Raw genomic sequence first — 26,667 nt, 5'->3', positions numbered from 1 at the left:
TACTAAGAATAGGGGTCGACGATATGAATATTGGAATCATCGGCATCGGATCGTTCTTACCGGACAATCGGGTGACAAATATCGATTTAGAAAAACGAATGGATACGAGCGATGAGTGGATTCGTACTCGTACAGGCATCGAGGCACGTCATTTAGCTGAAGGAGATGTGACAGTCGCGGATATGGCGACACGCGCCGCTGAACGGGCGTTACAAAGTGCGGGCGTTACAATCGACGACATTGAAGCGATCATCTGTGCGACGGCCACAGCACCAGCTTTCCCGGCAACCGCATGTGTGGTGCAGGCGAATCTTGGCGCGAAAGCCGCCGTCGCCTTCGATGTGAGCGCGGCATGTAGCGGTTTCATCTTCGCGATGGACACGGCGAAGAGTCTAATGGATTCAAAAGGATTGAAAAAGACGCTCGTCATCGGCGCAGAGAAGATGGGAAGTCTGATTGATTGGGATGACCGATCGACGGCTGTCCTCTTCGGGGACGGAGCAGGGGCTGTCGTGCTCGGGGAAGACGAGATTGCTTCAATTGACTCACTTGTGCTCGGAAGTGACGGGACAGGTGGTAAACATCTGTATGAAAATGAAGAAGGTAAAATCGTCATGAACGGTCGCGAAGTCTTCAAGTTTGCCGTTCGGAAGATGCCCGAAATCGTGCTTGAAGCGCTAGACAAAGCAGACAAGACGTTGGAAGATCTTGACGTCCTCGTTCCACACCAGGCGAACCGTCGAATCATCGACGCTGCGATGGAACGGTTACACTTAGAAGAAGAGAAAGTGGTCATGACCATTCAAGACCATGCGAATACATCAGCAGCTTCCATTCCACTCGCTTTGGCCGAAGCGGTCAAGTCTGGCAAAATCCAAGATGGACAAACGGTCGTCATCGCAGGGTTTGGTGCCGGACTCACCTGGGGGGCTAGCTGTCTGACATGGAATCACGCAACCATTACGGAGGGGAATCATTTATGAAACGAGTAGTAGTGACAGGATTAGGAGTCGTATCACCATTAGGAAACGATGTCTCAACAATGTGGGATCGCCTGTTAAAAGGGGATAACGCGATTGATACGTTGACGAAAATCGACATCAGTCAATATCCGGCTAAGGTCGGGGCGGAAGTGAAGGAATGGAATATCGATCATTTAGTCGAACCGAAGGAAGCACGTAAGATGGACTCCTTCATCCAATATTCTTTACTTGCGGCAGACGCTGCCCACAAGGATAGCGGACTCGACGTGAAAGCCATCGCGGACGATGTCGGGATTTGGATTGGAAGCGGGATTGGTGGCGTCGAGACGATTGACAAACAGTCGGCCATCTTGCATGACCGTGGACCACGTCGCGTCAGCCCGTTCTTCATTCCGATGATGATTCCGAACATGGCGAGCGGACAAGTATCCATCTATCTTGGAGCAAAGGGACCGAGCAACTGTTCCGTGACGGCTTGTGCGTCAGGAACGAACTCCATCGGGGAAGCGTTCCGTGTCATTCAACGTGGCGATGCGATCGCCATGTTCGCAGGTGGAGCGGAAGCGCCAATCACACCACTCTCGTTCGCAGGATTCTGTTCGAACAAAGCACTTTCAACGAATCCGGACCCGAACACGGCGTGCCGTCCGTTCGATGAAAACCGTGACGGATTCGTCATGGGTGAAGGAGCCGGGGTGCTCGTCTTAGAGGAGTATGAACATGCGAGAGCACGTGGTGCGAAAATGTATGCTGAAGTTGTCGGATATGGGATGAGTTCGGATGCTTACCATATCACAGCACCATCCCCTGAAGCAGAGGGCGGATCGAAAGCGATGAGTGAGGCGATTCGAGACGCCGGAATCACGCCAGAAGATGTTCAATACATCAACGCGCACGGAACGAGTACACCACTCAACGATATGCTCGAGACGAAAGCGATTCGTCGTGTGTTCGGGGAACACGCTGATAAGCTCGCCGTCAACTCCTCAAAATCGATGATCGGTCACCTTCTCGGTGGTGCAGGTGGCGTCGAGGCCGTCATCACAGCACTTTCGATTCATGAAGGCAAGATTCATCCAACGATTAACTGCGAATCACCAGCTGCAGATTGTGATTTAGATTATGTACGTGAAGGAAATCGGGAACTTGACATTCGTTATGCACTCAGTAACTCACTCGGCTTCGGGGGTCACAATGCGACACTCGCATTTGCAAAAGTGACGAACTGACGGTAGAAAAATCATTCAAAAAAGGTTAGGGTATAAGGGTTGGTCTAACAGAAAGGAGTGCAACGAATGAAAAAGAAATCATTCATCGTGGCCGCCTTGTTAGGTTCAGTCCTTATCCTTTTTTTATTTGTTTGGAACGAACAACGAGAGCAGTCACGCGAACTAGTGCCAGTCGAAGAACAACAATTGACGATTTACGGGGAGTCGCTTCCGACTCAGCCGGATGTCATGCTAGCAATTGATCCATCATCTCAAACGATCCTATCCCATCTATATGAAGGGCTGTATCGATTCGGAGCAGACGGGTCCATCGAACCGGCGCTCGTCGAGAAGTTAGAGCGATCCGAAGATGGGACGGTCTATACATTCACATTAAAAGAGAGTGTGACGACAGAAGGAAATGCGATTGACGCGCAAACGTTCGTCGATCACTTCCAAAAACTCGTGGACGTTGATACGAATTCACCGTTCAGCTTCTTACTCGCAGATGTTCAATCTGCAAAAGAAATCGGGCTTGGTCAACAAGAACCGGATACGCTAGGGGTCAAGGCAATCGATGACCGGACGCTCGAGCTGACTCTAGTCCGTCCGATGGAAGGGTTCGAACAAATTTTAGCGATGCCCGCATTTTTACCTCAACCAAAGGTGAAAGAATGGGATGAGCTAGAGACAAACGGTCCATTTAAAATCAAGGCAATCGAAGATACGACCATCTCGTTACATAAAAATGAAACGTACCGAGAAGCTGAACAGGTCACACTCGAAACGATTACCATCAAGAGTGAACCGAACTTGTCAGAAGCGACAGGGATGCAACCCGTCCCTTACGATTTTGACGTCTCCACGATTGATCAAGAAGGATTGACTGTACGGGACGTTCCACGGAGCGGAGTCTTTTATTTAAAGCCGAATGTAAAAAAAGCCCCGTTTAATGATGTAGCGTTTCGACAAGCCATCGCATTGACGCTTGAGCGGTCGGAAATCGAGGATTCACTCGCGCGAGCGGAACAGACGACAGAACGATTACTCGTCATCGACCAAAAAGCTGCGATTGCACAATTGGAAGGAAACGCCGACCAATTGTTTGACACTGTGAAGAAACGGCTGAAGAAAGATGAACTCGAAATCGAGCTGCTCAGCTTTGTCGATGACGAAGCGCGTCAAATCTCCGCAAAATTAAAGAAGAATTTGGAACAGTTGGATGGTTTGACCGTTAACGTCATCGAACTTCCCCTAGGAGAAAAAGTTAGGAAAGAAGTCTCAGGGGATTATGCATTTTCATTATCAGGCTGGCAACCGGACGATCCGATGTTATCCGCCTATTTGACTCAATTTGAAACAAACGACGTGCTGAATTCAAGTCGATATGCCAGCGAATCATATGATCAATTGATGGATCAGGCTCGCGAGACGGACCGGTTGGAAGAGCGAAATGAGATCTTCCGAGAAGCGGAGGCACAGCTGTTAGAAGAGGCTGTTGTTATGCCAATCTATCAAGCTGGACGTTCTTATATGATTGAAAAAGAATACGATCAAATCGGATTTCCAGTCACTGGTCCTTCATATGTCCTAACCTTTGCGAAAAAATACGAAAATTGAGCTAAAAGCCCGCCACTGTAGGCGGGCTTTTTGACTATGGATAAAATTTTTTAGAAAAATCAAAATAAACACTTTGCAAAATTATCAGAATATTGTATTATTGCATCAACGGGATTTTGGTAACAAATACTGTCAGAAGAAATGACTGAATTTTCTACCATCATTCACTTCGTTAAAACGAAAAAATCAGGGGGTCATCGCAATGAATAAGAAAAAAGGTTTTGCTTTAGCATCATCGGTTACACTTCTATCTAGTGCATTCCTAGCTGCATGTTCGACAGGGGAAGAAACAGATTCTTCACAAGGATCAACAGGCGAAGGTTCAGCAGATGAAGCGCAAGTCCTCAACTTGCTCGATTCTTCAGATATTCCTTCACTTAACCCGACACTCGCAACAGATGCTGTATCGTTCAACGTATTGAACAACGTTAACGAAGGTCTCTACCGCATGGACGAAGAAGACAACCCGACTCCGGGTATGGCTGAAGACCACGACGTTTCAGAAGACGGGAAAACGTACACGTTCAAAATCCGTGAAGGCGCGACTTGGTCAAACGGGGAGCCTGTCACAGCGAACGACTTCGAATACGCTTGGAAAGAAGTACTCAACCCAGATAACGCATCACAATATGCATACGTTATGTCAATCATCGAAGGCGCAGAAGCGTACAACACAGGTGAAGGCGAGCGCGATGCTGTAGGCGTTAAAGCAATCGACGATCAAACACTTGAAGTTAAATTGACAGCACCAGCTGACTACTTCCTCGGATTGACTAGCTTCGGCGTATTCATGCCAAAACTCGAGTCATTCGATACAGAGCAAGGCGAGAACTTCGGTACATCTGCAGAGACGACTCTCTACAACGGACCGTTCAAACTCGACAGCTGGGAGCGCGAGCAAGGCTGGAAGATGGTCAAGAACGAAGACTATTGGGATGCTGATACAGTTAAACTTGAAGAAATCAACGTTAAAGTCGTTAAAGAAGTTTCAACGGGTGTTAACTTGTATGAAAACGGTGACGTTGACCGCACAGGCTTGACTTCTGAGCTCGTAGCCCAGTATCAAGACAGCGAAGAGTTCTCAACTGTCGTTGAACCAACACTCTTCTACCTCCAGTTCAACACAGCTGTGGAAGAACTTAACAACCAAAAAATCCGTAACGCGATTGACAAAGCGTATGATAAAACAGCAATCTCAGAGACGCTTCTTGCGAACGGTTCGATTCCTGCGAACTACCTCGTACCAAAAGATTTCGTAACAGGTCCTGACGGCAAAGATTTCCGTGAAGCGAACGGCGATATCGGTGGATACAATGTGGAAGAAGCTCAAAAACTTTGGGAAGAAGGGCTTAAAGAGCTCGGAACAGACAAAGTTGAGCTTGAGCTCCTCAACTATGACTCAGAGTCTGCGAAGCAAATCGGTGAGTTCATCAAAGGTGAACTTGAGAAGAACCTTCCAGGCATTTCGGTATCAATCAAGCAACAACCGTTCAACAACAAACTTGACCTTGAGAACAAAGGTGAGTTCGAGTTCACATTCGCTGGATGGGGACCTGACTACCAAGATCCAATGACATTCGTTGACCTCTTCGTCACTGACGGACCATACAACCGTGGTAAGTGGTCGAACGAAGAATTCGATAAGTTGATCGAATCTGCGAAATCAAGCACAGATGCTGAACAGCGTTGGGCTGACCTTCAAGCTGCAGAGAAAATCGTTCTTGAAGAGAACGCAATCTCGCCAGTTTACCAACGTGGATCGGCTCGCCTCACGAAACCTTACGTTAAGGGAATCGTTGAGCACGCATTCGGTGCGGACTACTCTTACAAGTGGGCTTCAATCGAAGGCAAAGAATAATCAAATCATCTTACGAAGAGAGACAGGGACGCCTGTCTCTCTTTTTATGTACATTTTTTTATACAAAAAAGAACTCTCACATGGAGAGTTCTTTCACAACAATCTTATTTTTTCACTTTGGCGCGCTTACGACTGAGACCCATCGCTTTTTCAATCTTCGCGAGATTCTTATTTGCGACGGCTTCAGCTTTCGCACGACCGGCATCAAGAATTTCATCGAGTTCTGGAGAATCAATCAATTCGTGATAACGAGCTTGAATTGGTTCAAGTAGAGCAACAACCGCTTCAGCCACATCTTGTTTGAACGTCCCATAGTTCGAGTTCTCATATTGTCTGACGAGATCATCGATTGGGGTCCCCGTCGAAAGCGAGTAAATTTCTAACAAGTTCGAAATCCCCGGTTTGTTCTCCCGGTCGAACGAGATGACACCACTCGAGTCTGTGACGGCACTCTTAATCTTCTTACGGATGACATTCGGCTCGTCGAGCATCGAGATATATCCTTTGGCATTCGTATCCGATTTCGACATCTTCTTCACGGGATTCGTGAGAGACATGATCCGTGCGCCTTCTTTTTGAATGAGTGGCTCTGGGATTGTGAATGTCTCATAATATCGTTTGTTAAAGCGTTCCGCCAAATCACGAGTCAACTCGATGTGTTGCTTTTGGTCGTCTCCGACTGGAACGAGTTCCGTATTGTATAACAAGATGTCAGATGCCATGAGCGTCGGGTAAACGAACAGCCCTGCGCCAACGTTCTCACTACCTTGCGACTTGTCTTTATACTGCGTCATCCGGCCGAGCTCACCCATGCCGGCGATACAAGTTAACATCCAACCGAGTTGAGCGTGCGCCTTCACTTCAGACTGAACAAAAATCGTCGCTTTTTCTGGGTCGAGACCAGAAGCCAAGTAGAGTGCCGCTAGTTTTCGAGTGTTGTTCATTAACTCGACACGATCGAGTTGAACGGTAATCGAATGTAAATCGACGATACAATAATACGCATTGTTGTCATCTTGAAGATCGACGAATTGCTTCATTGCGCCTAAGTAGTTCCCGAGCGTCACGACGCCGGTCGGTTTGATTCCTGAAAAAATCGTTGCCATGTGTATACACCTCCGAAGAATATAAAAAACCGCAGTCGTCCTCCCGAATAAATCGGGACGAATAACCGCGGTGCCACCCAAATTTGCATATCATATGCCACTTGAACGCGTTAACGGGCGTGAGCCGTCTCGCCATACTGTTGTTCAAGCGAGCCACTCCGAAGTCCATTCATTCAAAAACTTTTCATCTACTCGCAGCACCGTAGACTCTCTGGGGAAAAGGATAGTTGAATTACTTGTCTTCATCCAAATGTTCTTATTCTGCATTTAGTTTAGCACAGGATTCAAGTGACGAAAAGATTAAATCAATGCGACGAGGAAGGAAAGAGCGATACTCCCGACACCGACATATACCCAGTTCCACGCTGAATGTTTACGAAGCTGCCGATCTTCCGGGTCCTCTTCCTCATCCTCTTCGTAATCGGCATCAATTTCCTTCAACCTTGCGCGTCGATTGCGTTTAAACCCGTACATGATTCCGTCAAATAGACCGGATGCACTCATATGGGAGAACATCCCGATGGCAAAGAGGAGTATACCTGATACAAATAAGCCACCACTTAAGTGAAACGTGAAAGATTCACTTCGGAAATAAGAGAAAATCGACCAAACGGTATAGAGAAGTGTGACAATTCCCCAAACAAAAAATATATTTCGAAACTTTTTCAACGATGTAATCTCCTTTCAATCGATAAAAGAAATGTGTCAACATTCCGTGTTTCTTCTATGATACTAGGAACGTAGGGCATAAAGCGAGTAAGAAAATGATGTCGAATGATAGCGGTTCATTCAATAGTTGACAGTTTCATTAAAAATTTCTTACAATAGCCCTAACGTTCTTTCGTCGAATACTTTATGAAATATTCAGAAAATTAAAGAAAAAGTAAGATGTTCATTCGACGATCGGCTAGCTTTTCAAAATGAAAGGGGAAATCGCAATGAAGAAAAAATCGATTTTGCTCATGATGACGATCATCTTGGCACTCGGTTCAGTTCTCGCGGCTTGTTCAACAGGCGGAGACTCTGATGGCGGCGGTTCTTCTTCAAACGGAGAAAAAGTTCTTCGTTTGACGGATACGTCAGATATCACAACAGCCGATCCGGCTCTTGCTACAGACGCGGTCGCATTCAACTTGATCGCCAACACAATGGAAGGTCTTTACCGTCTTGATAAAGATGGAAATGCCGTACCGGCACTTGCTGAAGGCGAACCAGAAGTAAATGAAGACGGAACGGTGTACACGTTCACACTTCGTGATGCGGAATGGTCAAACGGTGAACCGGTCACAGCTAATGATTTCGTTTACGCTTGGCAACGAGCTGTCGATCCTGCAACAGGTTCACAGTACGCATACATTATGAACACAATTAAAAACGCTGAAGCGATCAACACTGGTGATACACCAAAAGAAGAGCTCGGTGTTAAAGCAATCGATGAGAAAACTCTCGAAGTCACACTCGAGCGTCCAGACCCATCATTCCTTTCACTTACTTCGTTCGGTACATTCACTCCGATCAACGAAGCATTCGCTACAGAAAAAGGTAAAGACTTCACGACTGGTCCTGAAAACCTTCTTTATAACGGACCGTTCACATGGACTAAATGGGATCGCGAACAAGGTTATGTCTTGACGAAAAACGAATCATATTGGGATGCTGAGAATGTTGCTCTTGACGCGGTTGACGTGAAAGTCGTTAAAGAGACATCTACAGTCGTCAACTTGTATGAAGCAGGTGAAGTCGACTATGCTGGTCTCGCATCAGAGCAAGTCGCCGCATTCCAAGAAGATGAAGATTACAACACAGGACTTCGTTCTTCAGTCGGTTACTTCAAATTCAACCACGAAAATGAAATCTTTAAAAATGTTGATGCTCGTAAAGCAATCGCACGTGCAGTCGACCCATCAGGAATCATTGACCAACTCTTGAACAATGGTTCGGTAGCGACGACGTCATTCATTCCGAAAGACTTCATCAAATATGAAGACGGAACAGATTACACAGAAGGCGTTGAATATTTCAAAACAGATGCTGCTGAAGCTGCATCACTTTGGGAAAAAGCAACTGGTGGTAAAGCGACAACAATCGAACTCCTCTCGTTCGATAGCGAAGTATCGAAACAAATCTCTGAGTACATGAAAGGTCAAATCGAGTCGAACTTGCCGAACGTAACGGTTGAGATCGCACAACAACCTTTCAACAACAAACTTGAGCGTGAAGCAAAAGGGGACTACCAAATGTCATTCGCACTTTGGGGACCTGACTACCAAGATCCGCTTACAAACCTTGGTATCTTCACTTCAGAGAATGGACAAAACGACATCAACTACTCGTCAGCTGAGTATGACAAGTTGATTGATGAGGCATCTGCTGAAACGAGCATCGATGCACGTTATGACTTATTCAAAGAAGCAGAAGCTCTCTTGATTGAACAAGATCAAGCAATCATGCCAATTTACCAAGCAGGTGTGGCATACTTGATCCGTCCAAATATCGAAAACTTTAACCGTCAATTATTCGGTGCTGATTACCAGTACAAATACGTTGATATTAAGTGATGGAAGGAGGGGGCATGCTTAAAGCATGTCCCCAATTTTCTAAAAAATTCTAGTGAAGTAAAAGAAAACACTGTTCAAATGTTTTGTTGGTAAAGTATAATGTAGTAACAGTGAAAATTCAGAATAATCTCTGAAACGAGTATTCTTTGTTTTCAACCGCTGTACTAAGAGCCTTGAGATGACGTCTACACTTATCTTTCAGAAAATTCCTTTCATTTTGTGAATTTGAAAAATGGGTCATATGTCATAGTAAAGCTGTTGGTGCAAGTAGTAGAAAGAATCAGAAAAAAACAGGGGGTTTTTATTCATGGGACGTTATATCCTACAACGGCTGACTTACGGCCTCATCACGTTCTTCTTGATTGCCACGTTCACGTTCTTCCTGATGGACCTGCTCCCAGGTTCGCCGTATCAGAACCAGGAAAAACTGACAGAATCACAAATTCAATTGTTGAATGACCGCTACGGACTCAATGATCCGCTTCCGGTCCGCTATGCTACGTACATCGGAAACATGTTGCAAGGTGACCTTGGCGTATCATTCCGTACAGCTAACCGTCCAGTAACTGAGTTGATTATGGAACGTATCGGTCCTTCGGCACAACTAGGGCTCCAAGCATTAGTTCTCGGAACTCTTCTAGGTGTATTGTTAGGTGTTGTCGCAGCGATTCGTCACAATACGGTCATTGACTATGGTTCAATGTTCGTATCGGTAATCGGGATTTCCGTCCCATCGTTCGTTTTTGCAGCCCTCCTTCAGTACTATGTTGGAGTTAAATTACAGTTACTCCCGGTCGCATTCTGGGAAACGCCAGCTCATACGATTTTACCAACCATCTCACTATCGCTAGGGGTAACGGCAGCCATTGCCCGTTTCGTCCGAACGGAGATGCTTGAAGTCACCGGACAAGATTATGTCACGCTCGCAAAAGCCAAAGGGTTGACGGGTAACGCGATCGTATGGAAACACATGGTCCGTAACGCCATGATTCCTGCCATCACGATTCTCGGACCGATGACAGCAGGGCTCTTAACGGGTACGTTCGTCATCGAGAAAATCTTTGCGGTACCTGGTCTTGGTGAGTTGTTCGTTACGTCGATTACGTTGAACGACTATTCTGTCATCATGGGAACGACATTGTTCTTCTCAGGCTTATTCATTATTATCATTTTGCTTGTCGACTTGCTCTATGGGGTTGTGGACCCACGTATTCGTCTTGGGGGGAATAACTGATGATTGAAAACAAAAAGAATTACGAACAGTTCGACCAAGACATGTTCACACCAGTTGAAATGAATGAACAGCTTGGCGAGCGAATCGCTGGGAAAAGTTTAAACTTCTGGCAAGATGCATGGATGCGTTTAAAGAAAAACAAAGCAGCCATCATCTCGCTGTCTATTATTTTAATTCTTGTCGCTCTCGCTTTATTTGGCCCGATGCTCTCAAGCCGAGATGCATATGAACAAAACATCTCGCAAGCGAAGCTTCCGCCTAAAGTCACAGGACTTGAATGGGCTGGATTTGATGGATTGGCAACACTTGGCGGTCGTGAAATCGACTTCTATGAACAGAAGAATGTAGAAGAAAACTTCTGGTTCGGTACAGATTATCTCGGTCGTGATCTTTGGTCACGTATTTGGGAAGGGACACGTATTTCTCTCTTCATCGGGTTCGTCGCTGCTATCATCGATACAATTATTGGTGTCGCATACGGTGGAATCTCAGCTTACTTCGGTGGACGTACCGATAACATCATGCAACGTATTGTTGAAATCTTGACAGGTGTACCAAACTTGATTTTGATCATCCTGTTCATCTTGATCTTTGACCCGGGTGTCTTCACCATCATCCTTGCCATGGCCATCACCGGTTGGATCGGGATGAGTCGACTCGTTCGTGGTCAGATTCTCAAGCTTAAAAACCAAGAGTTCGTCTTGGCAGCTCGCACATTGGGTGCATCTAGTACGCGTTTGATTTTCAAACACTTGATTCCAAACACATTAGGCGCGATTATCATCACGCTCATGTTCACGATTCCATCTGCCATCTTCTTCGAGGCATTCCTCAGCTTTATCGGGATCGGGCTTCAACCACCACAGGCATCACTTGGTACGTTGATCAACGATGGATACAAAGAACTACGGACTTTCCCGTTCCTTCTTATTATCCCGTCTGTCATCATCGTCTTGCTCATGGTCAGCTTCAACTTGCTTGCTGACGGTTTGCGTGATGCGTTCGATCCGAAAATGCGTAAATAAAAAAGAAAGAGGGGGACTCGTGCATGGAAACGATTTTATCAGTCCGAGACTTAGAGGTCTCGTTCCACACATATGCAGGAACAGTTCAAGCTGTTCGTGGTGTTTCGTTTGATTTGAAAAAAGGCGAGACGCTCGCCATCGTAGGAGAGTCGGGTTCAGGTAAATCCGTTACTTCGAAGGCGATTATGCGTCTCATTCCGAACCCTCCAGGTGAGATCACGAACGGAGAAATCATGTTCGAAGGAAAAGACTTGGCGAAGCTTTCGGAAAAAGAAATGTTAAAAATTCGTGGTCGCGACATCGCAATGATTTTCCAAGACCCGATGACGTCACTCAACCCGACGATGACGATTTACAAGCAAATCGCTGAAGGGTTGAAACAGCACCAAGGGTTAACGGGAGAGGATGCGAAGAAACGCACGCTCGAATTGTTGACACTTGTAGGGATTCCAAACCCTGAAGCACGTTTGAAACAGTACCCACACCAACTTTCTGGTGGGATGCGTCAACGGATCGTTATTGCGATTGCACTCGCATGTAACCCGAAAGTGTTGATTGCCGATGAACCGACAACAGCACTCGACGTAACAATTCAAGCGCAGATTCTTGAACTGTTAAAAGATATTCAGCAAAAGACCGGCACAGCGATTATCTTCATCACGCACGACCTTGGCGTTGTTGCGAACATGGCTGACCGTGTTGCTGTTATGTATGCAGGACGTCTCGTTGAAAAAGGAACGGTTGATGAAATTTTCTACGAACCACGTCACCCATACACATGGGGGCTTCTCGGTTCGATGCCGCGTCCGACGGATGACCGCAATGAAGCGTTACCGGCAATCCCGGGTACGCCTCCGAACTTGCTCGATCCTCCAAAAGGGGATGCGTTCGCACCGCGTAATCCATACGCAATGAAGATTGATTTTGAGAAAGAGCCACCGATGTTCCAAGTAAGTGATACACACTTTGCTTCAAGTTGGTTGTTACACCCACAAGCACCAGCGGTTAATCCGCCACGTGCGATTCGTGAACTCGCTCTCAAATATCGTCCAGACAGTGCGTTCGCAAAATCGTTTACGAAAGGTGGTGCTGAATAATGGAACGCGAGAAATTACTCGAGGTAAAAAACCTGAAGCAGCACTTTAAAATTGGTCGTGGTCGCGTTGTCAAAGCGGTCGACGGGATTTCATTTGATATTTACAAAGGTGAAGTGCTTGGACTCGTAGGTGAGTCTGGTTGCGGTAAGTCAACGACAGGACGTACAATTATCGGTCTCTACGATGCGACGGATGGCGATGTTGTGTTCAAAGGCGAAAACGTCCACGATAAAAAATCAAAAGCAGACAAGTTGAAATTCAACCGTGCGATGCAAATGATTTTCCAAGATCCATACGCATCGCTTAATCCGCGTATGACGGTCGCCGATATCATCGCAGAAGGAATCGATATTCATGGTCTTGCGAAGACGAAAGAAGACCGCATGAACCGCGTATATGACCTTCTTGAAACAGTCGGTTTGACGAAAGAGCACGCAAGCCGTTACCCACACGAATTCTCGGGTGGTCAGCGTCAGCGTATCGGGATTGCCCGTGCCCTTGCGGTTGAACCGGACTTCATTATCGCCGATGAGCCGATCTCAGCACTTGACGTTTCGATTCAAGCGCAGGTCGTCAACTTGATGAAAGAATTGCAACGCGATCGCGATTTGACGTATTTGTTCATCGCCCACGACTTGTCGATGGTTAAATACATCTCTGACCGTATCGGTGTTATGTATCAAGGTCACCTCGTAGAGCTTGCGACAGCAGATCGCCTTTACGAGAACCCAATTCATGCATACACGAAATCGCTCCTTTCAGCGATTCCGCTTCCGGACCCGGAGCATGAACGTACACGTAAGCGGATCGTATACGAGTCAACATCAAAAGGTCCAGTTGGACGTTCAGATGAAGATTCAAGCATCCCCCCACTTCGCGAAGTTGAGCCAGGACACTATGTCTCGCTCACAGACGAAGAGTACGAAGCGTATAAAGCGCAACTCGTGTAACGAAATCAATCCTGACTCATTTATTGAGTCAGGATTTTTTTTGCACAAAAAATCACCTATTAAAGTAGGTGACTGATTATCCGTTTGAGATGCGTGGTAAATTAGCAAGACGCTCGACGATGGCATCGATTTGACGGACGCGAGCTAGCGCATCTTCAATTTCCATTGTTTCATAATGGTGAAGACCGCCTGGCTGCTCCACATACGTGTCCGCATCATGGACGAGTTGTTGCAGTGGGGTCCGTTGGATACGACTCGGTGGTAAATAGGAATCCGTGTGCAACAGAATCATGACAGAAATCTCTTTTGCCCGGGCTGGATCTTCCCCTAATCGAATTAATAGTTTATGAGCCCGTTCAGCCCCTTTGATCGCATGGATATCGTTCTGACGATACAAATCATAATTCCATTTACCTTCTGTATACCATTCATAGTGTCCGATATCATGAAGAAGCGCAGCTTTCGTCGCCAAATCTGTATCAAGACCACGTTTCGTTGCCATTTCGAGAGCGCGTTCACAGACGTCGACCGCATGTTTTAAGCCAGATCGAGTTAGATATTTTTGGGTAACCGGATGTTTCATAATCGTTTCTAAAGTGATTCTCATCATCGCTCTCCTCCCTAAAAATAAAAAGGTTATTTCTATAAACTATACAGGTTTCTTCAAGTCATTGCAAACGATATTGATGTAAATATGAGATAAACGTGTAAGAATGATTCACATTTCACAAACGAGTGTGCTATAATTTAAATGTAGATATAGTGCAACTTCAAGATTTTCAGAATCGGTAATGCTCGGGCGGTTCCTTACGCTGTATGGGGGTGAGAGGCCATGAAAGAACGTGACAAAGTTCTGCGAGAGAAAAAGAGACTTTTGAAAGAAGTATTGAAGAAAAAGTTGAAAGACTTACAAGTCAAGCCAGGGAAAGAGACGGTGTCTCAACCGGTTTCTCGAATCCCTGCGTCTTAAGTTAGGTCGTTCAAGGTCGCATTCAACGAATGCGCCCTCTTTTCATATCTGATTGATAAAGAATATCATTGAAGTTTTGATAAATAAGAATTACTATAATTAAGTGGATGCGAATTTGGGTATACAAATAGAGTCACTTAAAAAGATGGACGCATACTCGATCAGGGAGGAAGAAAAATGGTCACACTTTATACGTCTCCAAGCTGTACATCTTGCCGAAAGGCACGGGCTTGGCTCGAAGAACATGATATCCCGTTTACAGAACGAAATATATTTTCAGAACCGCTCTCATTGAATGAGATTAAACAAATTTTACGTATGACGGAAGACGGGACGGATGAAATCATTTCGACTCGCTCGAAAGTCTTCTCTAAAATCGATGTGTCTGTTGATGCGCTATCTCTTCAACAGCTTTACGATTTGATTCAAGAATATCCAGGGCTTTTACGTCGTCCGATCCTCATTGATGAGAAACGTTTACAGGTCGGATATAACGAAGATGAGATTCGTCGATTCTTGCCACGTAAAGTTCGGACGTTCCAATTACAGGAAGCCCAACGTCTTGTGAATGAATGAGAGCATACTGTTTAAGCAGTGTGCTTTTTATTATCGATTATTTCCTATAAAATAAAGTTATAACCCTTCATCTAGATTGAACGATGTTAAAAAGGGTACAAAGATAACAAGACAATTTCCCCTCTCCTCCTTATGTGAATTGGGAGCGAGGTGAGAAGGGAGTGGACAATCGTGAAAATTGAGCGCATCAATGATAATACCGTCAAATTTTTCATCACATACGTGGATATCGAAAAACGTGGTTTTGCTCGTGATGAAATTTGGTACAACCGAGAACGTGGCGAGCAGCTGTTCTGGCAAATGATGGACGAGGCTCACGAACGTGAAGACATCTCGTTTGATGGTCCACTATGGATTCAAGTACAAGCTTTTGAAAAAGGTCTAGAAGTGACTGTGACAATCGCGAAAAATGTAATGGACACGGAAGACGATTCTGAACTCGGTTCGCTTCTTCGATCAGCAATCGATGAGGCACGGGATCAACAATCGGTACTCGACCAATTGAGTGAGTTGGATGAACTTGAAGCCGAGGCAGATGCTTGGGCACCACTCGCGATGGAAACAAATGATTTCGAGGCAATCATTTCGCTGAGTAAACGTACAGGAGACATGTTCAGCGATCTTGATTTGAAACTATATCACTATCAAGACCGTTACTACTTGTGGATTGATTTCCCGGATGAAATGGAACCGGAAGACGAAGAGAATGCACTCAGTCTTTTAGCAGAGTATTTAACATTCAGTACACAGACGCAACCGATGCTTGAAGAGTATGGAAAACTCATTCTCGATGGCGACGTCTTTGCGAAAGTGCGTCACTATTTTTAATGGTACATCGCCTGTTCAGTTGGACAGGCGATTTTTTCAAATCGACGGTAAAGAGGTGTTGGTATGGTGAGACGAATTCGATTACTACTTGATGACAGCGCATGGTTTGTCCCATTTTTATACGGAATGGGTGGCATCATACTAACGGCATTCACTCAAGTGTTTGGGGAGTTTTTCCGAGATTTATTACCTGAATTTATTTATTTAGACCTGGATTCAGCCGCGTCTGTGTTGTCTTCGACATTTACGAGCCTGATGACGATGATGACGTTCAGCTTTTCCACGATTTTAGTCGTGTTGACGACGTACTCCTCTCAGTTTTCTCCTCGGACGATCAACAACTTTTTGACGAACACGTCGGCCAAGCATACGCTCGGTCTTTTCATCATGACGACGGTTTATGGAATTTCGAACTTATTCCTCGTCCGTACGGCAGATGAAGGCGTCGTATTGTCGTCTGGGATCAGTGTGCTCTTAGTCATTGGTTCAATCTGGGCATTCGTCAAGTTCATCCAGACGGTCAGTGTTTCGATTCAGGCGGAACGTCTTTTATCCGAGTTACATAAAGAAGCGCTCTCTGTCATCAGTGAGCAAAAAGATGTGATTGAGTCGGATGAGGTTCATCTCGTCTTGCCTCGAGCTGTCCATTCATTGGAAGGTCAAGCGGTACGAGCTCCGCAAACGGGGTACATCCGATTGTTTTTAAGAGAGAAACAAGGAGATCATGAAACGGACTTTGAGTCCGTCGTAGCCGTCGGAGATTTCGTTGCCAAAGGTGATTTACTCGGGTTTTGGAAAGGCGAGGACGCACCGGATATCGAGTTGTTTGAGATTGGGGAAGTGCGTTCTTCGATGCAAGACCCGTCATTTGCGATTGAAAAATTGAGTGAGATTGCGCTACGTGGTATTTCTCCAGGAATCAACGATCCGAACACCGCAATTCATGCGATTCATTACATCGGGGATATTTTACGAGAGCTTTGTGAATTACCGGATGGCGATTTTCTGTATTCGAACGGGAAGTGCGACTGGCATGTGAAGCGAAAAACGCTTGAGACGATTCTATTTGAATCATTATCACCGATGCAGACTTATGCCAGCCGAGATATCTTCGTGATGGGGTCTGTGTTTGAAGCGATTCGAATGGCACGCCTCCAAGCGCATGAAACGCTCGATTCGACCTTTGAGGACATGATTCAATATTTTGTGGATGTGATTGATTGGGATCGTCTTCATGTGAAAGAACAGAACTATTTACACAATAAGATCAATCGGGCTAAAAAGATGGCGACATGAGTAGAGACCACCTGTTTAAAAGAAGAGGTGGTCTCTGTTCAAGACAATGTATACCCGCCATCGACCGTGATGGCTTGACCGTTAATATACGTTGAGGCATCCGTCAACAAAAATTCGACGACCGGTGCTACTTCCTCAGGGAGGGCGGCATGTCCCCGGAAATGATGGGTCATCGCCTCTTTAAACTTAGCTTCCCCGCCGTATAGCTTGTGACTGAGAGGTGTATCAATCGGTCCGAAACAAACGGCATTGAATCTTACTTTTCCTTTCATTCGGTGCGCGAACGTTTTGGTTAAGGCCACTACGGCCGCTTTTGAAGCAGCATAGTGCGCGAGCATCGGAGGGAACTTGACGTGCCCGACGATGGCGGCATTGTTGACGACACTCGCTCCTTGGTCAAACAAGGGAATGGCGCGCTGTGTGACGGTGTTCAGTGCATACAGGTTGACCTCGAACACCTCAGTATACGACTCATGTGTCAAACGCTCAGGGGTGCCCGGTCTGCCGAATGTGGCAGCGTTATTGAATAATCCGTTCAAGGTCACACCTTGCTCTTTTAACTGAGCGAAAAGATGATCGATGTCCTCTGTCGAAGCAAGGTCACATCGAATAAATGTGGCTTGTCCATTTGAATCAGACTCGAGGGCGGCACCTCTCGTTTCGTCCCGACCAATCCCGATGACACGGTGCCCCTTACCAGTCAACTGCAAAGCGACGGCGCGACCAATCCCACTTGTCGCACCGGTGATTAGAAAAGTCCCCATAATTTATTCGCTCCCCTCAAAAAGATGATGTTACGATGTATAATTAATGATAATACATGACAGAAACGAGGTCAGCTTATAATATGTTGCGACGCATACAAGTACTCTTTTCCCTCATTTTGCTCGCAGGACTCATTGCGATATTATCGTATTACTGGAGCTCACAAGTAATCGGATTGTTCTCGATTCTCGTCTTTTTGACAACGTTCAGCATATTGCTCGTCATCTTACTTGAAAATCGAAATCCACAACGTACGCTCATTTGGGCAATTGTCATGATTGGTTTTCCGGTCATCGGATTATTCGCATACTTTGTATTCGGTCAGAACTATCGCCGTAAACGTATGTTCAAAGAAAAAGCGATGCTTGATGAAGAGACGTACTTGGCCTATCGTCAGAAAGCGATGACGTTGTCGCCGTCCCTCATGTTCGCCCACGACGATTACGAGAAGCTGATGCATTTGACTTCTTCGTTGAACCAGTTACCGGTCTCATCGAATACGTATACGCAAGTCTTGACGAACGGCCGTGAAAAATTTTCGAAGTTATTGCCGGCTCTGAAAGGAGCGTCCCGACACATCCATCTAGAGTATTATATTTTCCGGGAAGATCGCATTTCTCGGGAAATACAGCGGATCTTGATCGAAAAAGCGAAGGCGGGGGTCGAAGTCCGATTTTTGTATGATGCCGTCGGGTCCATTCATACGAGCGGCACGTTCTTTGAAGAGATGAAGCAAGCCGGTGTCCAAGTCCAGGCATTCTTTCCAGTTGTATTGCCGCTCGTTTCAAGTAAGACGAACTATCGAAACCACCGAAAAATCGTGGTCATCGATGGTACGGAGGCATTCACAGGTGGCTTGAATGTAGGGGATGAGTACTTGGGTGAGCACTCTAAGTTCGGTTTTTGGCGCGACACCCATCTGTATGTCAGAGGCGAAGGGGTATCTGAACTGCAATTGATTTTCTTGCAAGATTGGTATTACATGACCGGGGAACGCCTGTTCACACCGTTCTATCTAGAACCGCTTGAAACGGTAAGAAGTGCGAGCGGAGGGGTCCAAATCGTTGCAAGTGGACCGGATGAACCGTATGAGACGATGAAGTCCATTTACTTTTCACTCATCAATGCTGCGAAAAAATCTGTCTACATTTCGTCACCTTACTTGATTCCGGATGAGGACATTATGAGTGCCTTAAAGACGGCGTCATTATCAGGAATCGATGTCCGCATCGTCTTACCGAGTTATCCGGACCATAAAATCGTGTTCTACGCGAGTCGGTCCTATTACGAAGAACTGTTACTCGCCGGGGTGAAGATTTATCTATATGAAAAGGGATTTATGCATTCAAAAGTCATCGTGGTGGATGATGGATTAGCCACGATCGGGACGGCGAACATGGATTTTCGGAGCTTTCATTTGAACTTCGAGGTCAATGCGCTCCTATATAACACGAATTCGGTCCATCAGCTGAAACAAGACTTATATGATGATTTCGAAGGGTCTCACGAACTCGTATTAGAAGAGTTCGCGAAACGGTCATTCTTTATCAAACTCGTTGAATCATTAGCTAGAATGTTTTCACCATTGCTATGAGGAGGGAGCAAGATGCGGTTTGCAATCGATCGGGAAGGGGATATCATTGATTCCTTTACATTAAGTCGGATGCAAGCAGAGCAACTTGCTCCTTTTCGATGTCCGACTTGTCAGGAAGTATTGATTGTGAAGCAAGGTGTGAAGCGACGGCTGCATTTTGCGCATATCCACACCTGTGGGAGGGCTGAATCGGTCACGCACCATCAGGATAAATGGGCGGTGTGCCAGTGGCTTCAAGAGAAAGGCTATCCAGTCGAGCAAGAGGTGACGATTAAGAATCGTCGAGCTGACGTACTCACGAACATGGACGGGCAGCACACCGTGTTCGAAATTCAGGCATCTCCCTTGCGACCGGAAGAATACGCCGAGCGAACGATTGATTATCGACGAGCGGGGCTTGATGTCATTTGGATCGCGAGCGGTCTCGATTTGAGAAGCAATCAATCGTTTCAACCATGGATGCGTCTAGAACTGTTTCAGCGACATCGGTTATTGACGGTGAAAAATGGGAGATTGTTACGCTTCAATGGATTTCCGATTTCGATTAAGTATGGAATCGGAAACTGGGAAATCTCATCTTCCGTGAACACGTCACCGTACGAAGCTTACTACCGGTTCGATGCTTTTGAATGGACAGAGATGATTCGTCGTAAACGTATGTCGCCCCTTTATCCATCTCTGTTAAATCGACGGCTCATATTGAATCGGCTCTATCCACTTGGTCTGTTACCCGCATTATTACCGACCGCCTGTTACCTTCCGCTATCATCGCTTTGGGGAATTCGTGTGCATCCGATTGATTTTCAAACCGTTCTTTATTTGAATCGCTACGAGTCACCTCACGATTCCGTGGAATGGAGTATTCAAAAAACGTGTCGACAATTTGGGGTGACACCGACAAGCGACTTTTCCCAGTCATTTCATGTACAATGGAAACAACTCTTGAATGCGAGTCGTCTATCCTGTGATGTCAGGTCATGGCCGCATCCGAAGCATTACGAGGAGGCCAGACATCACGATACACGTTTGTTTCAAGGACTTCAGCGATTGATCTTACAATCGACTTAATCATCGAAAAGGAAGTGGACGTATGTCAGAGGTATTGACTAGACAACAAGTTCCAGTGGAAGAAACATGGAACTTAGAGACCATCTACAGCAATGACGAGGCTTGGGAATCGGATTTTCAAGCGTTAAAAGAGAAAGTGCCGGCATTGATTGGATTTAAAGGACGCCTTGGAGAGTCGGCGGAGACGTTATACGAAGCGTTGCAACTTCGGGACGATCTCTCACGTCAGTTACATAAGCTATATACGTATGCGCACATGCGCTATGACGAAGACACGGCGAATAGCCATTATCAAGCATTGAATGATCGTGCCGGCTCACTTGCTTCTCAAGTTTCAGCGCAACTCGCGTTTATGACACCTGAGTTGCTTTCGATTGATGAGAATCAGATTGAAGCATTTATGGAGCAGAATGAGTCACTTCGCGTTTATCGTCATGCATTCGATGAGTTGGCACTTGAGCGTCCGCACGTATTGACAGAGGCAGAAGAAGCCATTTTGGCTCAAGCGGGAGATGTGCTCGGTCAATCGAGCTCGACGTTCGGTATGCTCAACAACGCGGATTTGAAATTCCCGAAAGTGAAAAACGAAAAAGGGGAAGAAGTCGAGTTGACGCACGGTCGATATATCACGTTCCTTGAATCGGCTGACCGAAGCGTTCGCGAAGGGGCATTTAAAGCGATGTACGGGACGTACGCGCAATATTTGAATACGTTCGCCTCAACATTGTCAGGAAGTGTGAAGAAAGATAACTTCTATGCAACTGTGCGTAAGTTTGAAAGTGCAAGACAGTCCGCACTCCACCATAATGCGATTCCGGAGTCTGTATACGATGGCCTCGTAGAAGCAGTGAACGAACGACTCGACTTGTTACATCGTTATGTCGCGTTACGTAAGCGAGCGCTCGGCTTAGATGAGTTGCATATGTATGACCTCTACACACCGCTCGTCAAAGATGTCGAGATGAAAGTGTCATATGAGGAAGCGAAACAATGGATGGTAGACGGTTTGGCACCACTCGGAGAAGAGTACGTCCAAATTGTCAAAGACGGTCTCGAATCGCGATGGGTCGACGTGCGAGAGACGCGTGGTAAGCGTAGCGGTGCTTACTCCTCGGGAGCGTACGATACGCAACCGTTCATCCTCATGAACTGGCAAGATAACGTCAATAACTTGTTCACGCTCGCACACGAGTTCGGACACTCGGTGCATAGTCATTACACACGCACATCGCAACCATATCCGTATGGCGATTACTCGATCTTCGTTGCAGAAGTGGCATCGACGACGAACGAAGCTTTGTTAAACGACCACTTGTTGAAAACGAGAACAGCGAAAGAGGAGCGTCTCTACTTGCTGAACAATCAGCTTGAAACGTTCCGTGGAACATTGTTCCGTCAAACGATGTTCGCTGAATTCGAACACATGATTCATCAAGCTGCTCAAGAAGGCGTATCGCTCACTCCGGAGTACTTAAATGAAACATATCTCGAGTTGAACAAACGTTACTTCGGAGACGAGATTGTCATCGATGAAGAGATTTCATATGAGTGGGCGCGCATCCCACACTTCTATTACAACTACTACGTCTATCAATATGCGACAGGGATTTCGGCATCTGCTGCACTGTCACAACAGATCATGGAGGAAGGGGAGCCAGCCGTACGTCGTTATATCGATAACTTCTTGAAGGCGGGTTCTAGTGACTATCCGATTGAGGTGCTGAAGGCGGCTGGTGTCGATATGACGACGAAGGAGCCGGTATTGAAGGCGCTCGATCAGTTCGAGGCAGTTCTTGATGAAATGGAATCATTATTGTTCTCGTGAACAATATGTGACAATATGCACAAAGAGGTTGTCAGGTGATTCTGTACTAGGTATATTATAAGTGTGAAATCAATCACAAACCCCTTTATTGACCGTAAACTTTCTCCCATCTTGTAGGCCTTCCCCGGGCCTCAAGGTTCGATGTCTCTTGTCCCCGCTTGAGACGTCAAAAACCCCATGGCTCCCCGGCCATGGGGTTCTTTTTTATTTCGTTTGAGCCCACGCTTCACCGCTGCATCCTGGCACAGGACGGCAACGCTGTTGTAGGGAGAGCTTCTTCAATTCGCGTTCAATTACTGTCTTCTCTAAGTCTAGAATGTACGATAGCTCTGTGATGGTCGAAGCATCATAGCGTGCCAACACTTTGGCTACATCCCAATCGGTCGTACGGCTCGGTGCATAACCTAACAATTCAGTCATGACCGATTGATAGACATCGTACGGATATACTCCTTCAATCTTCAATGCTTCATCGCGCGTCACGAATGTGAGTGCGGGCAATGACTCAATCTCCCAATCTTTCAACACTTGATGGTCGACAGCTAATGCATTCAAGAGCTGGTTCGATTGAAGATCGGCTTCAAGTTCACTTAAATCAAGGCCATACTCTTCGAAAGAACGTGCGATTTCCCATAAATCGATTGAACCAAGTTGTTCGCCAGAGAATAGATCATTCACATGCAAATGACGCAAAAAGCGCATCGCATGACGTTTCCCTTGCAATTCCAGCGCTTTAATCATGGTGAGAAGGCGAACTTCTTCCTGACATCCGCCAACACAGCTAGGAACGGTAGAGACCATTCGAAAACGAATCACATGTCCGTATTCAATCTCTAACTTTTTGATCAGTGTCATCACGTGAAAGTTCTCAGGACTTGAGATGTCCATGAAATAGAATAACTCCAATGGCTTATACGTTACTTGAATAGGAGTTTCTTCCAGTGAACAGGATGACCCATTACATTGTTCAAGTTCCATTTGTGTCGCCTCCTCTCGTCAAAAAACTCATTTAACTTTGTAAACTCATTGTAGCAACGAAAAAAAAAGGTTGGCAATGTATCTGCTCAACCTTCCAACCGACTCATTTTTAATTCCATGAATCGGACGATTTTATTTTTGGCGGGACGATAGGGGAGACCGTGTTTTGCAAGAAGTCCTTCGAACGCACGTTTTCCCTCTTCTTCATTCGTCACTTCAAATTCTATTTCATAGTCGCTCGTCTCCAAATAATGGCTTTCGTCCAAAACGAGTAGACCGTCTTCTATCTGTAACTCTGCCCGATTCGTCTCGAGTCGACCGAGGTGTTCGAGCGGTGCATTCAGCTGGAACGGGGCCAGTGCCTGCTTCATTTGCTCGTCATGAATGATTCCGTACTTAAACAGATCATCAGCCTCATCTTCTGTAATTGTGGCATGTGTCTCAAGCAATCCGACCTCGTTTGGTTGCTTCAACGTCAGCACTTGACCATGTTTCTTCTCGCGAATGCGAAGCGCTGCCCCGTTCGCTTTTAGTTGAAAGGAAGGGGTGTCGAAATAATCATTCGCCTGCCAACGAACTTGGTCATCAAGCTGATAGGCACGTAGGAGTGTCTCATACTCGTCTTTCGTCAACATTGATTTAAATTCAATTTCCACTTCTTGGGTCATGAATCATCGCTCCATTCTATGAACAATTGTTCGTTTATGATACCATACAAACGGATACATACGGAAAGGACGCGTTTTTTCCGGAAAAGAACGAAAGTGGTGACAGCGTATGCAATCAGTGAACTGGGATCAGTTTTTAGTACCATATCAAATCGCGGTAGACGAGTTGAAAGTCAAATTGAAAGCCGTTCGTAAGCAATTCAAGTCCCAAAATGACCATTCTCCGATTGAATTTGTCACAGGTCGAGTGAAGCCGGTCGGGAGCATTCTCGAGAAAGCGAAACGAAAGAATATCGCTGACCATGAATTGGCGACGGATATGCAGGATATAGCGGGATTACGAATCATGTGCCAATTTGTCGATGATATCGTTCACGTCTTGGATTTGCTACATCGTCGAACAGATTTTAAAATAGTGGAAGAACGCAATTACATTACCCATCAGAAAGACTCGGGCTATCGATCGTATCATGTCATCATCGAGTACCCGGTCCAAACGATTCACGGTGAAATCCCGACGCTCGTTGAAGTGCAAATCCGCACGCTTGCGATGAATTTCTGGGCCACAATCGAGCATTCATTGAATTATAAATATGATGGCGACATGCCTCTTGAAGTGCAGGAACGATTGAGACGCGCAGCCGAGGCGGCCTTTTTACTCGATGCCGAGATGAGCCAACTCCGCGTTGAAATTCAGGACGCCCAGCAAGTGTTTCGGGATAAAGAGATGAACGTGAAAACGGATGAAGACTAGGGGGGAACCGATATGCAGTTTGCGATTGTATCGAGGGGAGATACGCGATCAGCGGAGATCGCCCAGGAACTGACTGAAAAACTTCAAGCCGCCGGGCATACATTATCGGAACAGCCCCGAATTGTAGTGTCGGTCGGAGGGGACGGGACGATGTTACAGGCGTTTCATAAATACATCGACCGACTCGATGAAACGCTCCTTGTCGGGATTCATACCGGGCATCTCGGATTTTATGCCGATTGGCAACCGGATGAGTTGGATGAACTGACGGAGATGATCACGAGCGAATCGTTCGAGCCGGTCTCCTATCCGCTCGTTGAGGTGCTCATAGACTATGAGAACGGGGAGACCGATCGTCGACTGGCGATGAATGATTGCACGATTAAGAACTACAAGCGCACGCTCGTCTGTGATTTATCGATTCGAGACGATTACTTTGAAACGTTCCGTGGAGACGGATTATGTATTTCGACGCCATCGGGTTCGACCGCCTACAATAAGGCACTCGGTGGAGCGATCGTACACCCATCGATTGAAGCCATTCAAGTGACCGAGATGGCTTCGATCAACAACCTAGTGTATCGAACGATCGGCGCGCCGCTTCTCTTACCAAAACACCATCAAGTGAAAATCAAGCCGCACACGAAAACCGAATTTGAATTGGCGTTTGACCATCAGGAAGCGTTGTCCTGGTCGGATGTCGTCTCGATTCGATGCGCGGTCGCAAAAGAAAAAGTGACGTTCGCTCGCTTCCGGCCCTTTCCATTCTGGCGCCGAGTTCGCGAATCGTTCATCGAGGAAGGAAAGTAACGAATGCAAGGGTTTACGATTCGTCGCGTTGTGGAGAAAGCCATCCCACTTCGCGACTTTTTAATGCAAGATATGGGCATTTCTCGAAAGATGCTCACGCTCGTGAAGCATGAAGGCGATATTGAAGTGAACGGTATGCACCGCACCGTAAGGCATGAACTCGAACAAGGAGATGAAGTGATCGTGCGATTCCCGCCCGAATCCCCATCACTCGACATGGTCGCTTCGGAAAGACCGATTCGAATCCTGTATGAAGACGATACACTGTTGGCGGTCGATAAACCGGCAGGGATTGCCACGATCCCATCACGACTACATCCAACCGATACACTTGCGAACGCTGTACTTGGCTATTATCAACGCATCGGTCTGTCATCTGCGATTCATGTGATCAATCGACTCGATCGTGATACGAGCGGTGTCGTCTTATTTGCAAAGTATGGATTCATCCATCATCGATTTAGCGAACTTCAGAAAGCGAATGGATTGATGCGTACGTACAAGGCATTGGTCGAAGAAGAAGTGACGCCACAAACGATTGATGCACCGATCGGGCGTGCCGAGAACTCGATTATGGAGCGAGTCGTGACAACTGAGGGACAACGCGCCATCACGCACATCCTCGCAAGTGACCCGTTTGGGAGCGGCTCGTTATTGACGATTCGACTCGAGACGGGACGGACCCATCAGATTCGCGTGCATTTGCGTCATATCGGTCATCCGCTCATTGGGGACTCCATGTATGGGGGGACAGCTCGTATGCCCCGTCACGCCCTTCACAGCGCGTCTGCGCGATTCATTCACCCGATGACAGGGGATACGATTCAGATTGAGGCGCCGATTCCGGAAGATTTTCGAACTGTATAAAGAAATCCCTCAAGGTTAGACCTTGAGGG

The 26,667-nt window shown here is 46.3% G+C and carries 25 protein-coding genes and 1 other annotated feature; of the genes, 19 read left to right on the top strand and 6 right to left on the bottom strand.

The annotated features are described in order from the left end of the window. Positions 1-23 precede the first annotated feature (23 nt). From KD909_RS09810 to KD909_RS09795, 4 genes are all read left to right on the top strand, one after another. Positions 24-983, top strand: coding sequence for a beta-ketoacyl-ACP synthase III (locus KD909_RS09810; protein ID WP_211781443.1), 960 nt, complete (start codon positions 24-26; stop codon positions 981-983). Then, the gene (gene fabF, locus KD909_RS09805; RefSeq protein ID WP_211781442.1) at positions 980-2,212 is read left to right on the top strand and encodes a beta-ketoacyl-ACP synthase II; all 1,233 of its coding nucleotides are present in this window, start codon (positions 980-982) and stop codon (positions 2,210-2,212) included. Before KD909_RS09810 ends, fabF begins: the two co-directional genes overlap by 4 nt. 66 nt (positions 2,213-2,278) lie before the next feature. After that, on the top strand, positions 2,279-3,811 hold the full coding sequence (locus KD909_RS09800; protein WP_211781441.1) for a peptide ABC transporter substrate-binding protein: 1,533 nt from the start codon (positions 2,279-2,281) through the stop codon (positions 3,809-3,811). A 202-nt stretch (positions 3,812-4,013) separates the two neighbouring features. Then, complete coding sequence (locus tag KD909_RS09795; protein WP_211781440.1) at positions 4,014-5,669, top strand: peptide ABC transporter substrate-binding protein; 1,656 nt, start codon at positions 4,014-4,016, stop codon at positions 5,667-5,669. Between the two features lie 104 nt (positions 5,670-5,773). Here KD909_RS09795 and trpS read toward each other — a convergent pair whose 3' ends face one another. Together trpS and KD909_RS09785 are read right to left on the bottom strand one after the other, a co-directional pair. Beyond that, a complete protein-coding gene (gene trpS, locus KD909_RS09790) occupies positions 5,774-6,775 on the bottom strand; it encodes a tryptophan--tRNA ligase (RefSeq protein WP_211781439.1) in 1,002 nt (333 codons plus the stop codon). A gap of 50 nt (positions 6,776-6,825) precedes the next feature. Next, positions 6,826-7,033 (bottom strand) — a binding site (T-box leader). Positions 7,034-7,075: 42 nt separating this feature from the next. Next, entirely contained in the window at positions 7,076-7,444 is a 369-nt protein-coding gene (locus tag KD909_RS09785; RefSeq protein ID WP_211781438.1) for a DUF3899 domain-containing protein, read from the bottom strand. A 269-nt stretch (positions 7,445-7,713) separates the two neighbouring features. Here KD909_RS09785 and KD909_RS09780 point away from each other — a divergent pair, with 269 nt between their 5' ends. The 5 genes from KD909_RS09780 (at position 7,714) to KD909_RS09760 (ending at position 13,639) form a co-directional block, all read left to right on the top strand. Continuing rightward, complete coding sequence (locus tag KD909_RS09780; RefSeq protein WP_211781437.1) at positions 7,714-9,333, top strand: peptide ABC transporter substrate-binding protein; 1,620 nt, start codon at positions 7,714-7,716, stop codon at positions 9,331-9,333. Positions 9,334-9,640: 307 nt separating this feature from the next. Continuing rightward, the gene (gene opp3b, locus KD909_RS09775; protein ID WP_211781436.1) at positions 9,641-10,567 is read left to right on the top strand and encodes an oligopeptide ABC transporter permease; all 927 of its coding nucleotides are present in this window, start codon (positions 9,641-9,643) and stop codon (positions 10,565-10,567) included. Continuing rightward, the gene (opp3C, locus tag KD909_RS09770) at positions 10,567-11,592 is read left to right on the top strand and encodes an oligopeptide ABC transporter permease (RefSeq protein WP_015881212.1); all 1,026 of its coding nucleotides are present in this window, start codon (positions 10,567-10,569) and stop codon (positions 11,590-11,592) included. Before opp3b ends, opp3C begins: the two co-directional genes overlap by 1 nt. Positions 11,593-11,615: 23 nt before the next feature. Beyond that, the gene (locus KD909_RS09765; protein ID WP_015881213.1) at positions 11,616-12,689 is read left to right on the top strand and encodes an ABC transporter ATP-binding protein; all 1,074 of its coding nucleotides are present in this window, start codon (positions 11,616-11,618) and stop codon (positions 12,687-12,689) included. After that, positions 12,689-13,639, top strand: coding sequence for an ABC transporter ATP-binding protein (locus tag KD909_RS09760; protein WP_015881214.1), 951 nt, complete (start codon positions 12,689-12,691; stop codon positions 13,637-13,639). The genes KD909_RS09765 and KD909_RS09760 overlap by 1 nt, the downstream gene beginning before the upstream one ends. A gap of 76 nt (positions 13,640-13,715) precedes the next feature. Here the strand turns inward: KD909_RS09760 and KD909_RS09755 are convergent, their stop codons facing one another. Next, positions 13,716-14,249 carry an HD domain-containing protein gene (locus KD909_RS09755; protein ID WP_015881215.1) on the bottom strand — a complete coding sequence of 178 codons (534 nt, stop codon included), beginning with the start codon at positions 14,247-14,249 and terminating at the stop codon, positions 13,716-13,718. Positions 14,250-14,471: 222 nt separating this feature from the next. Here KD909_RS09755 and KD909_RS09750 point away from each other — a divergent pair, with 222 nt between their 5' ends. From KD909_RS09750 to KD909_RS09735, 4 genes are all read left to right on the top strand, one after another. Beyond that, on the top strand, positions 14,472-14,609 hold the full coding sequence (locus tag KD909_RS09750) for a hypothetical protein (protein WP_015881216.1): 138 nt from the start codon (positions 14,472-14,474) through the stop codon (positions 14,607-14,609). 177 nt (positions 14,610-14,786) lie between these two features. Then, positions 14,787-15,185, top strand: coding sequence for a transcriptional regulator SpxA (gene spxA / locus KD909_RS09745; protein WP_015881217.1), 399 nt, complete (start codon positions 14,787-14,789; stop codon positions 15,183-15,185). Positions 15,186-15,356: 171 nt separating this feature from the next. Beyond that, a complete protein-coding gene (mecA, locus tag KD909_RS09740; protein ID WP_015881218.1) occupies positions 15,357-16,013 on the top strand; it encodes an adaptor protein MecA in 657 nt (218 codons plus the stop codon). A gap of 63 nt (positions 16,014-16,076) precedes the next feature. Further along, on the top strand, positions 16,077-17,309 hold the full coding sequence (locus KD909_RS09735) for a DUF2254 domain-containing protein (RefSeq protein ID WP_211781435.1): 1,233 nt from the start codon (positions 16,077-16,079) through the stop codon (positions 17,307-17,309). Positions 17,310-17,347: 38 nt separating this feature from the next. Here the strand turns inward: KD909_RS09735 and KD909_RS09730 are convergent, their stop codons facing one another. Continuing rightward, complete coding sequence (locus tag KD909_RS09730; protein ID WP_015881220.1) at positions 17,348-18,073, bottom strand: SDR family NAD(P)-dependent oxidoreductase; 726 nt, start codon at positions 18,071-18,073, stop codon at positions 17,348-17,350. Positions 18,074-18,156: 83 nt separating this feature from the next. On the opposite strand from KD909_RS09730, the gene cls reads away from it, so the two are divergent. The 3 genes from cls to pepF are packed head-to-tail and all read left to right on the top strand — an operon-like array spanning position 18,157 to position 22,561. Continuing rightward, positions 18,157-19,668: a cardiolipin synthase gene (gene cls / locus KD909_RS09725; RefSeq protein WP_211781434.1), complete on the top strand. Its 1,512-nt coding sequence runs from the start codon at positions 18,157-18,159 to the stop codon at positions 19,666-19,668. Positions 19,669-19,680: 12 nt separating this feature from the next. Next, the gene (locus KD909_RS09720; protein ID WP_211781433.1) at positions 19,681-20,736 is read left to right on the top strand and encodes a competence protein CoiA; all 1,056 of its coding nucleotides are present in this window, start codon (positions 19,681-19,683) and stop codon (positions 20,734-20,736) included. A gap of 22 nt (positions 20,737-20,758) precedes the next feature. Further along, complete coding sequence (gene pepF, locus KD909_RS09715; RefSeq protein WP_015881223.1) at positions 20,759-22,561, top strand: oligoendopeptidase F; 1,803 nt, start codon at positions 20,759-20,761, stop codon at positions 22,559-22,561. A 204-nt stretch (positions 22,562-22,765) separates the two neighbouring features. Here the strand turns inward: pepF and KD909_RS09710 are convergent, their stop codons facing one another. Both KD909_RS09710 and KD909_RS09705 read right to left on the bottom strand, forming a co-directional pair. Continuing rightward, complete coding sequence (locus KD909_RS09710) at positions 22,766-23,539, bottom strand: DsbA family protein (RefSeq protein WP_196430467.1); 774 nt, start codon at positions 23,537-23,539, stop codon at positions 22,766-22,768. A gap of 86 nt (positions 23,540-23,625) precedes the next feature. Beyond that, positions 23,626-24,207, bottom strand: a complete 582-nt coding sequence (locus KD909_RS09705) for a CYTH domain-containing protein (protein ID WP_211781432.1) — start codon at positions 24,205-24,207, stop codon at positions 23,626-23,628. 109 nt (positions 24,208-24,316) lie between these two features. Between KD909_RS09705 and KD909_RS09700 the strand changes: the two genes are divergently transcribed. From KD909_RS09700 to KD909_RS09690, 3 genes are read left to right on the top strand one after another with little or no spacing between them, the layout of a single operon-like run. Continuing rightward, positions 24,317-24,961 carry a GTP diphosphokinase gene (locus KD909_RS09700; protein WP_015881226.1) on the top strand — a complete coding sequence of 215 codons (645 nt, stop codon included), beginning with the start codon at positions 24,317-24,319 and terminating at the stop codon, positions 24,959-24,961. Positions 24,962-24,973: 12 nt separating this feature from the next. Continuing rightward, positions 24,974-25,771, top strand: a complete 798-nt coding sequence (locus KD909_RS09695) for an NAD kinase (protein WP_047795471.1) — start codon at positions 24,974-24,976, stop codon at positions 25,769-25,771. Between the two features lie 3 nt (positions 25,772-25,774). Continuing rightward, on the top strand, positions 25,775-26,638 hold the full coding sequence (locus tag KD909_RS09690) for an RluA family pseudouridine synthase (protein WP_211781431.1): 864 nt from the start codon (positions 25,775-25,777) through the stop codon (positions 26,636-26,638). The last annotated feature ends 29 nt before the right edge of the window (positions 26,639-26,667 follow it).

Source organism: Exiguobacterium sp. PFWT01 (assembly GCF_018255795.1).
Taxonomy (GTDB): domain Bacteria; phylum Bacillota; class Bacilli; order Exiguobacteriales; family Exiguobacteriaceae; genus Exiguobacterium.
Note: the sequence above shows the minus strand (reverse complement) of the source record. Positions and strands in the feature narration are given on the sequence as shown.

Coding starts and splice junctions, on each gene's coding strand:
- KD909_RS09810 (WP_211781443.1), top strand. CDS start 24: ATGAATATTGGAATCATCGGCATCGGATCGTTCTTACCGGACAATCGG.
- fabF (WP_211781442.1), top strand. CDS start 980: ATGAAACGAGTAGTAGTGACAGGATTAGGAGTCGTATCACCATTAGGA.
- KD909_RS09800 (WP_211781441.1), top strand. CDS start 2,279: ATGAAAAAGAAATCATTCATCGTGGCCGCCTTGTTAGGTTCAGTCCTT.
- KD909_RS09795 (WP_211781440.1), top strand. CDS start 4,014: ATGAATAAGAAAAAAGGTTTTGCTTTAGCATCATCGGTTACACTTCTA.
- trpS (WP_211781439.1), bottom strand. CDS start 6,775: ATGGCAACGATTTTTTCAGGAATCAAACCGACCGGCGTCGTGACGCTC.
- KD909_RS09780 (WP_211781437.1), top strand. CDS start 7,714: ATGAAGAAAAAATCGATTTTGCTCATGATGACGATCATCTTGGCACTC.
- opp3b (WP_211781436.1), top strand. CDS start 9,641: ATGGGACGTTATATCCTACAACGGCTGACTTACGGCCTCATCACGTTC.
- opp3C (WP_015881212.1), top strand. CDS start 10,567: ATGATTGAAAACAAAAAGAATTACGAACAGTTCGACCAAGACATGTTC.
- KD909_RS09765 (WP_015881213.1), top strand. CDS start 11,616: ATGGAAACGATTTTATCAGTCCGAGACTTAGAGGTCTCGTTCCACACA.
- KD909_RS09760 (WP_015881214.1), top strand. CDS start 12,689: ATGGAACGCGAGAAATTACTCGAGGTAAAAAACCTGAAGCAGCACTTT.
- KD909_RS09755 (WP_015881215.1), bottom strand. CDS start 14,249: ATGATGAGAATCACTTTAGAAACGATTATGAAACATCCGGTTACCCAA.
- KD909_RS09750 (WP_015881216.1), top strand. CDS start 14,472: ATGAAAGAACGTGACAAAGTTCTGCGAGAGAAAAAGAGACTTTTGAAA.
- spxA (WP_015881217.1), top strand. CDS start 14,787: ATGGTCACACTTTATACGTCTCCAAGCTGTACATCTTGCCGAAAGGCA.
- KD909_RS09735 (WP_211781435.1), top strand. CDS start 16,077: ATGGTGAGACGAATTCGATTACTACTTGATGACAGCGCATGGTTTGTC.
- KD909_RS09730 (WP_015881220.1), bottom strand. CDS start 18,073: ATGGGGACTTTTCTAATCACCGGTGCGACAAGTGGGATTGGTCGCGCC.
- cls (WP_211781434.1), top strand. CDS start 18,157: ATGTTGCGACGCATACAAGTACTCTTTTCCCTCATTTTGCTCGCAGGA.
- KD909_RS09720 (WP_211781433.1), top strand. CDS start 19,681: ATGCGGTTTGCAATCGATCGGGAAGGGGATATCATTGATTCCTTTACA.
- pepF (WP_015881223.1), top strand. CDS start 20,759: ATGTCAGAGGTATTGACTAGACAACAAGTTCCAGTGGAAGAAACATGG.
- KD909_RS09710 (WP_196430467.1), bottom strand. CDS start 23,539: ATGGAACTTGAACAATGTAATGGGTCATCCTGTTCACTGGAAGAAACT.
- KD909_RS09705 (WP_211781432.1), bottom strand. CDS start 24,207: ATGACCCAAGAAGTGGAAATTGAATTTAAATCAATGTTGACGAAAGAC.
- KD909_RS09700 (WP_015881226.1), top strand. CDS start 24,317: ATGCAATCAGTGAACTGGGATCAGTTTTTAGTACCATATCAAATCGCG.
- KD909_RS09695 (WP_047795471.1), top strand. CDS start 24,974: ATGCAGTTTGCGATTGTATCGAGGGGAGATACGCGATCAGCGGAGATC.
- KD909_RS09690 (WP_211781431.1), top strand. CDS start 25,775: ATGCAAGGGTTTACGATTCGTCGCGTTGTGGAGAAAGCCATCCCACTT.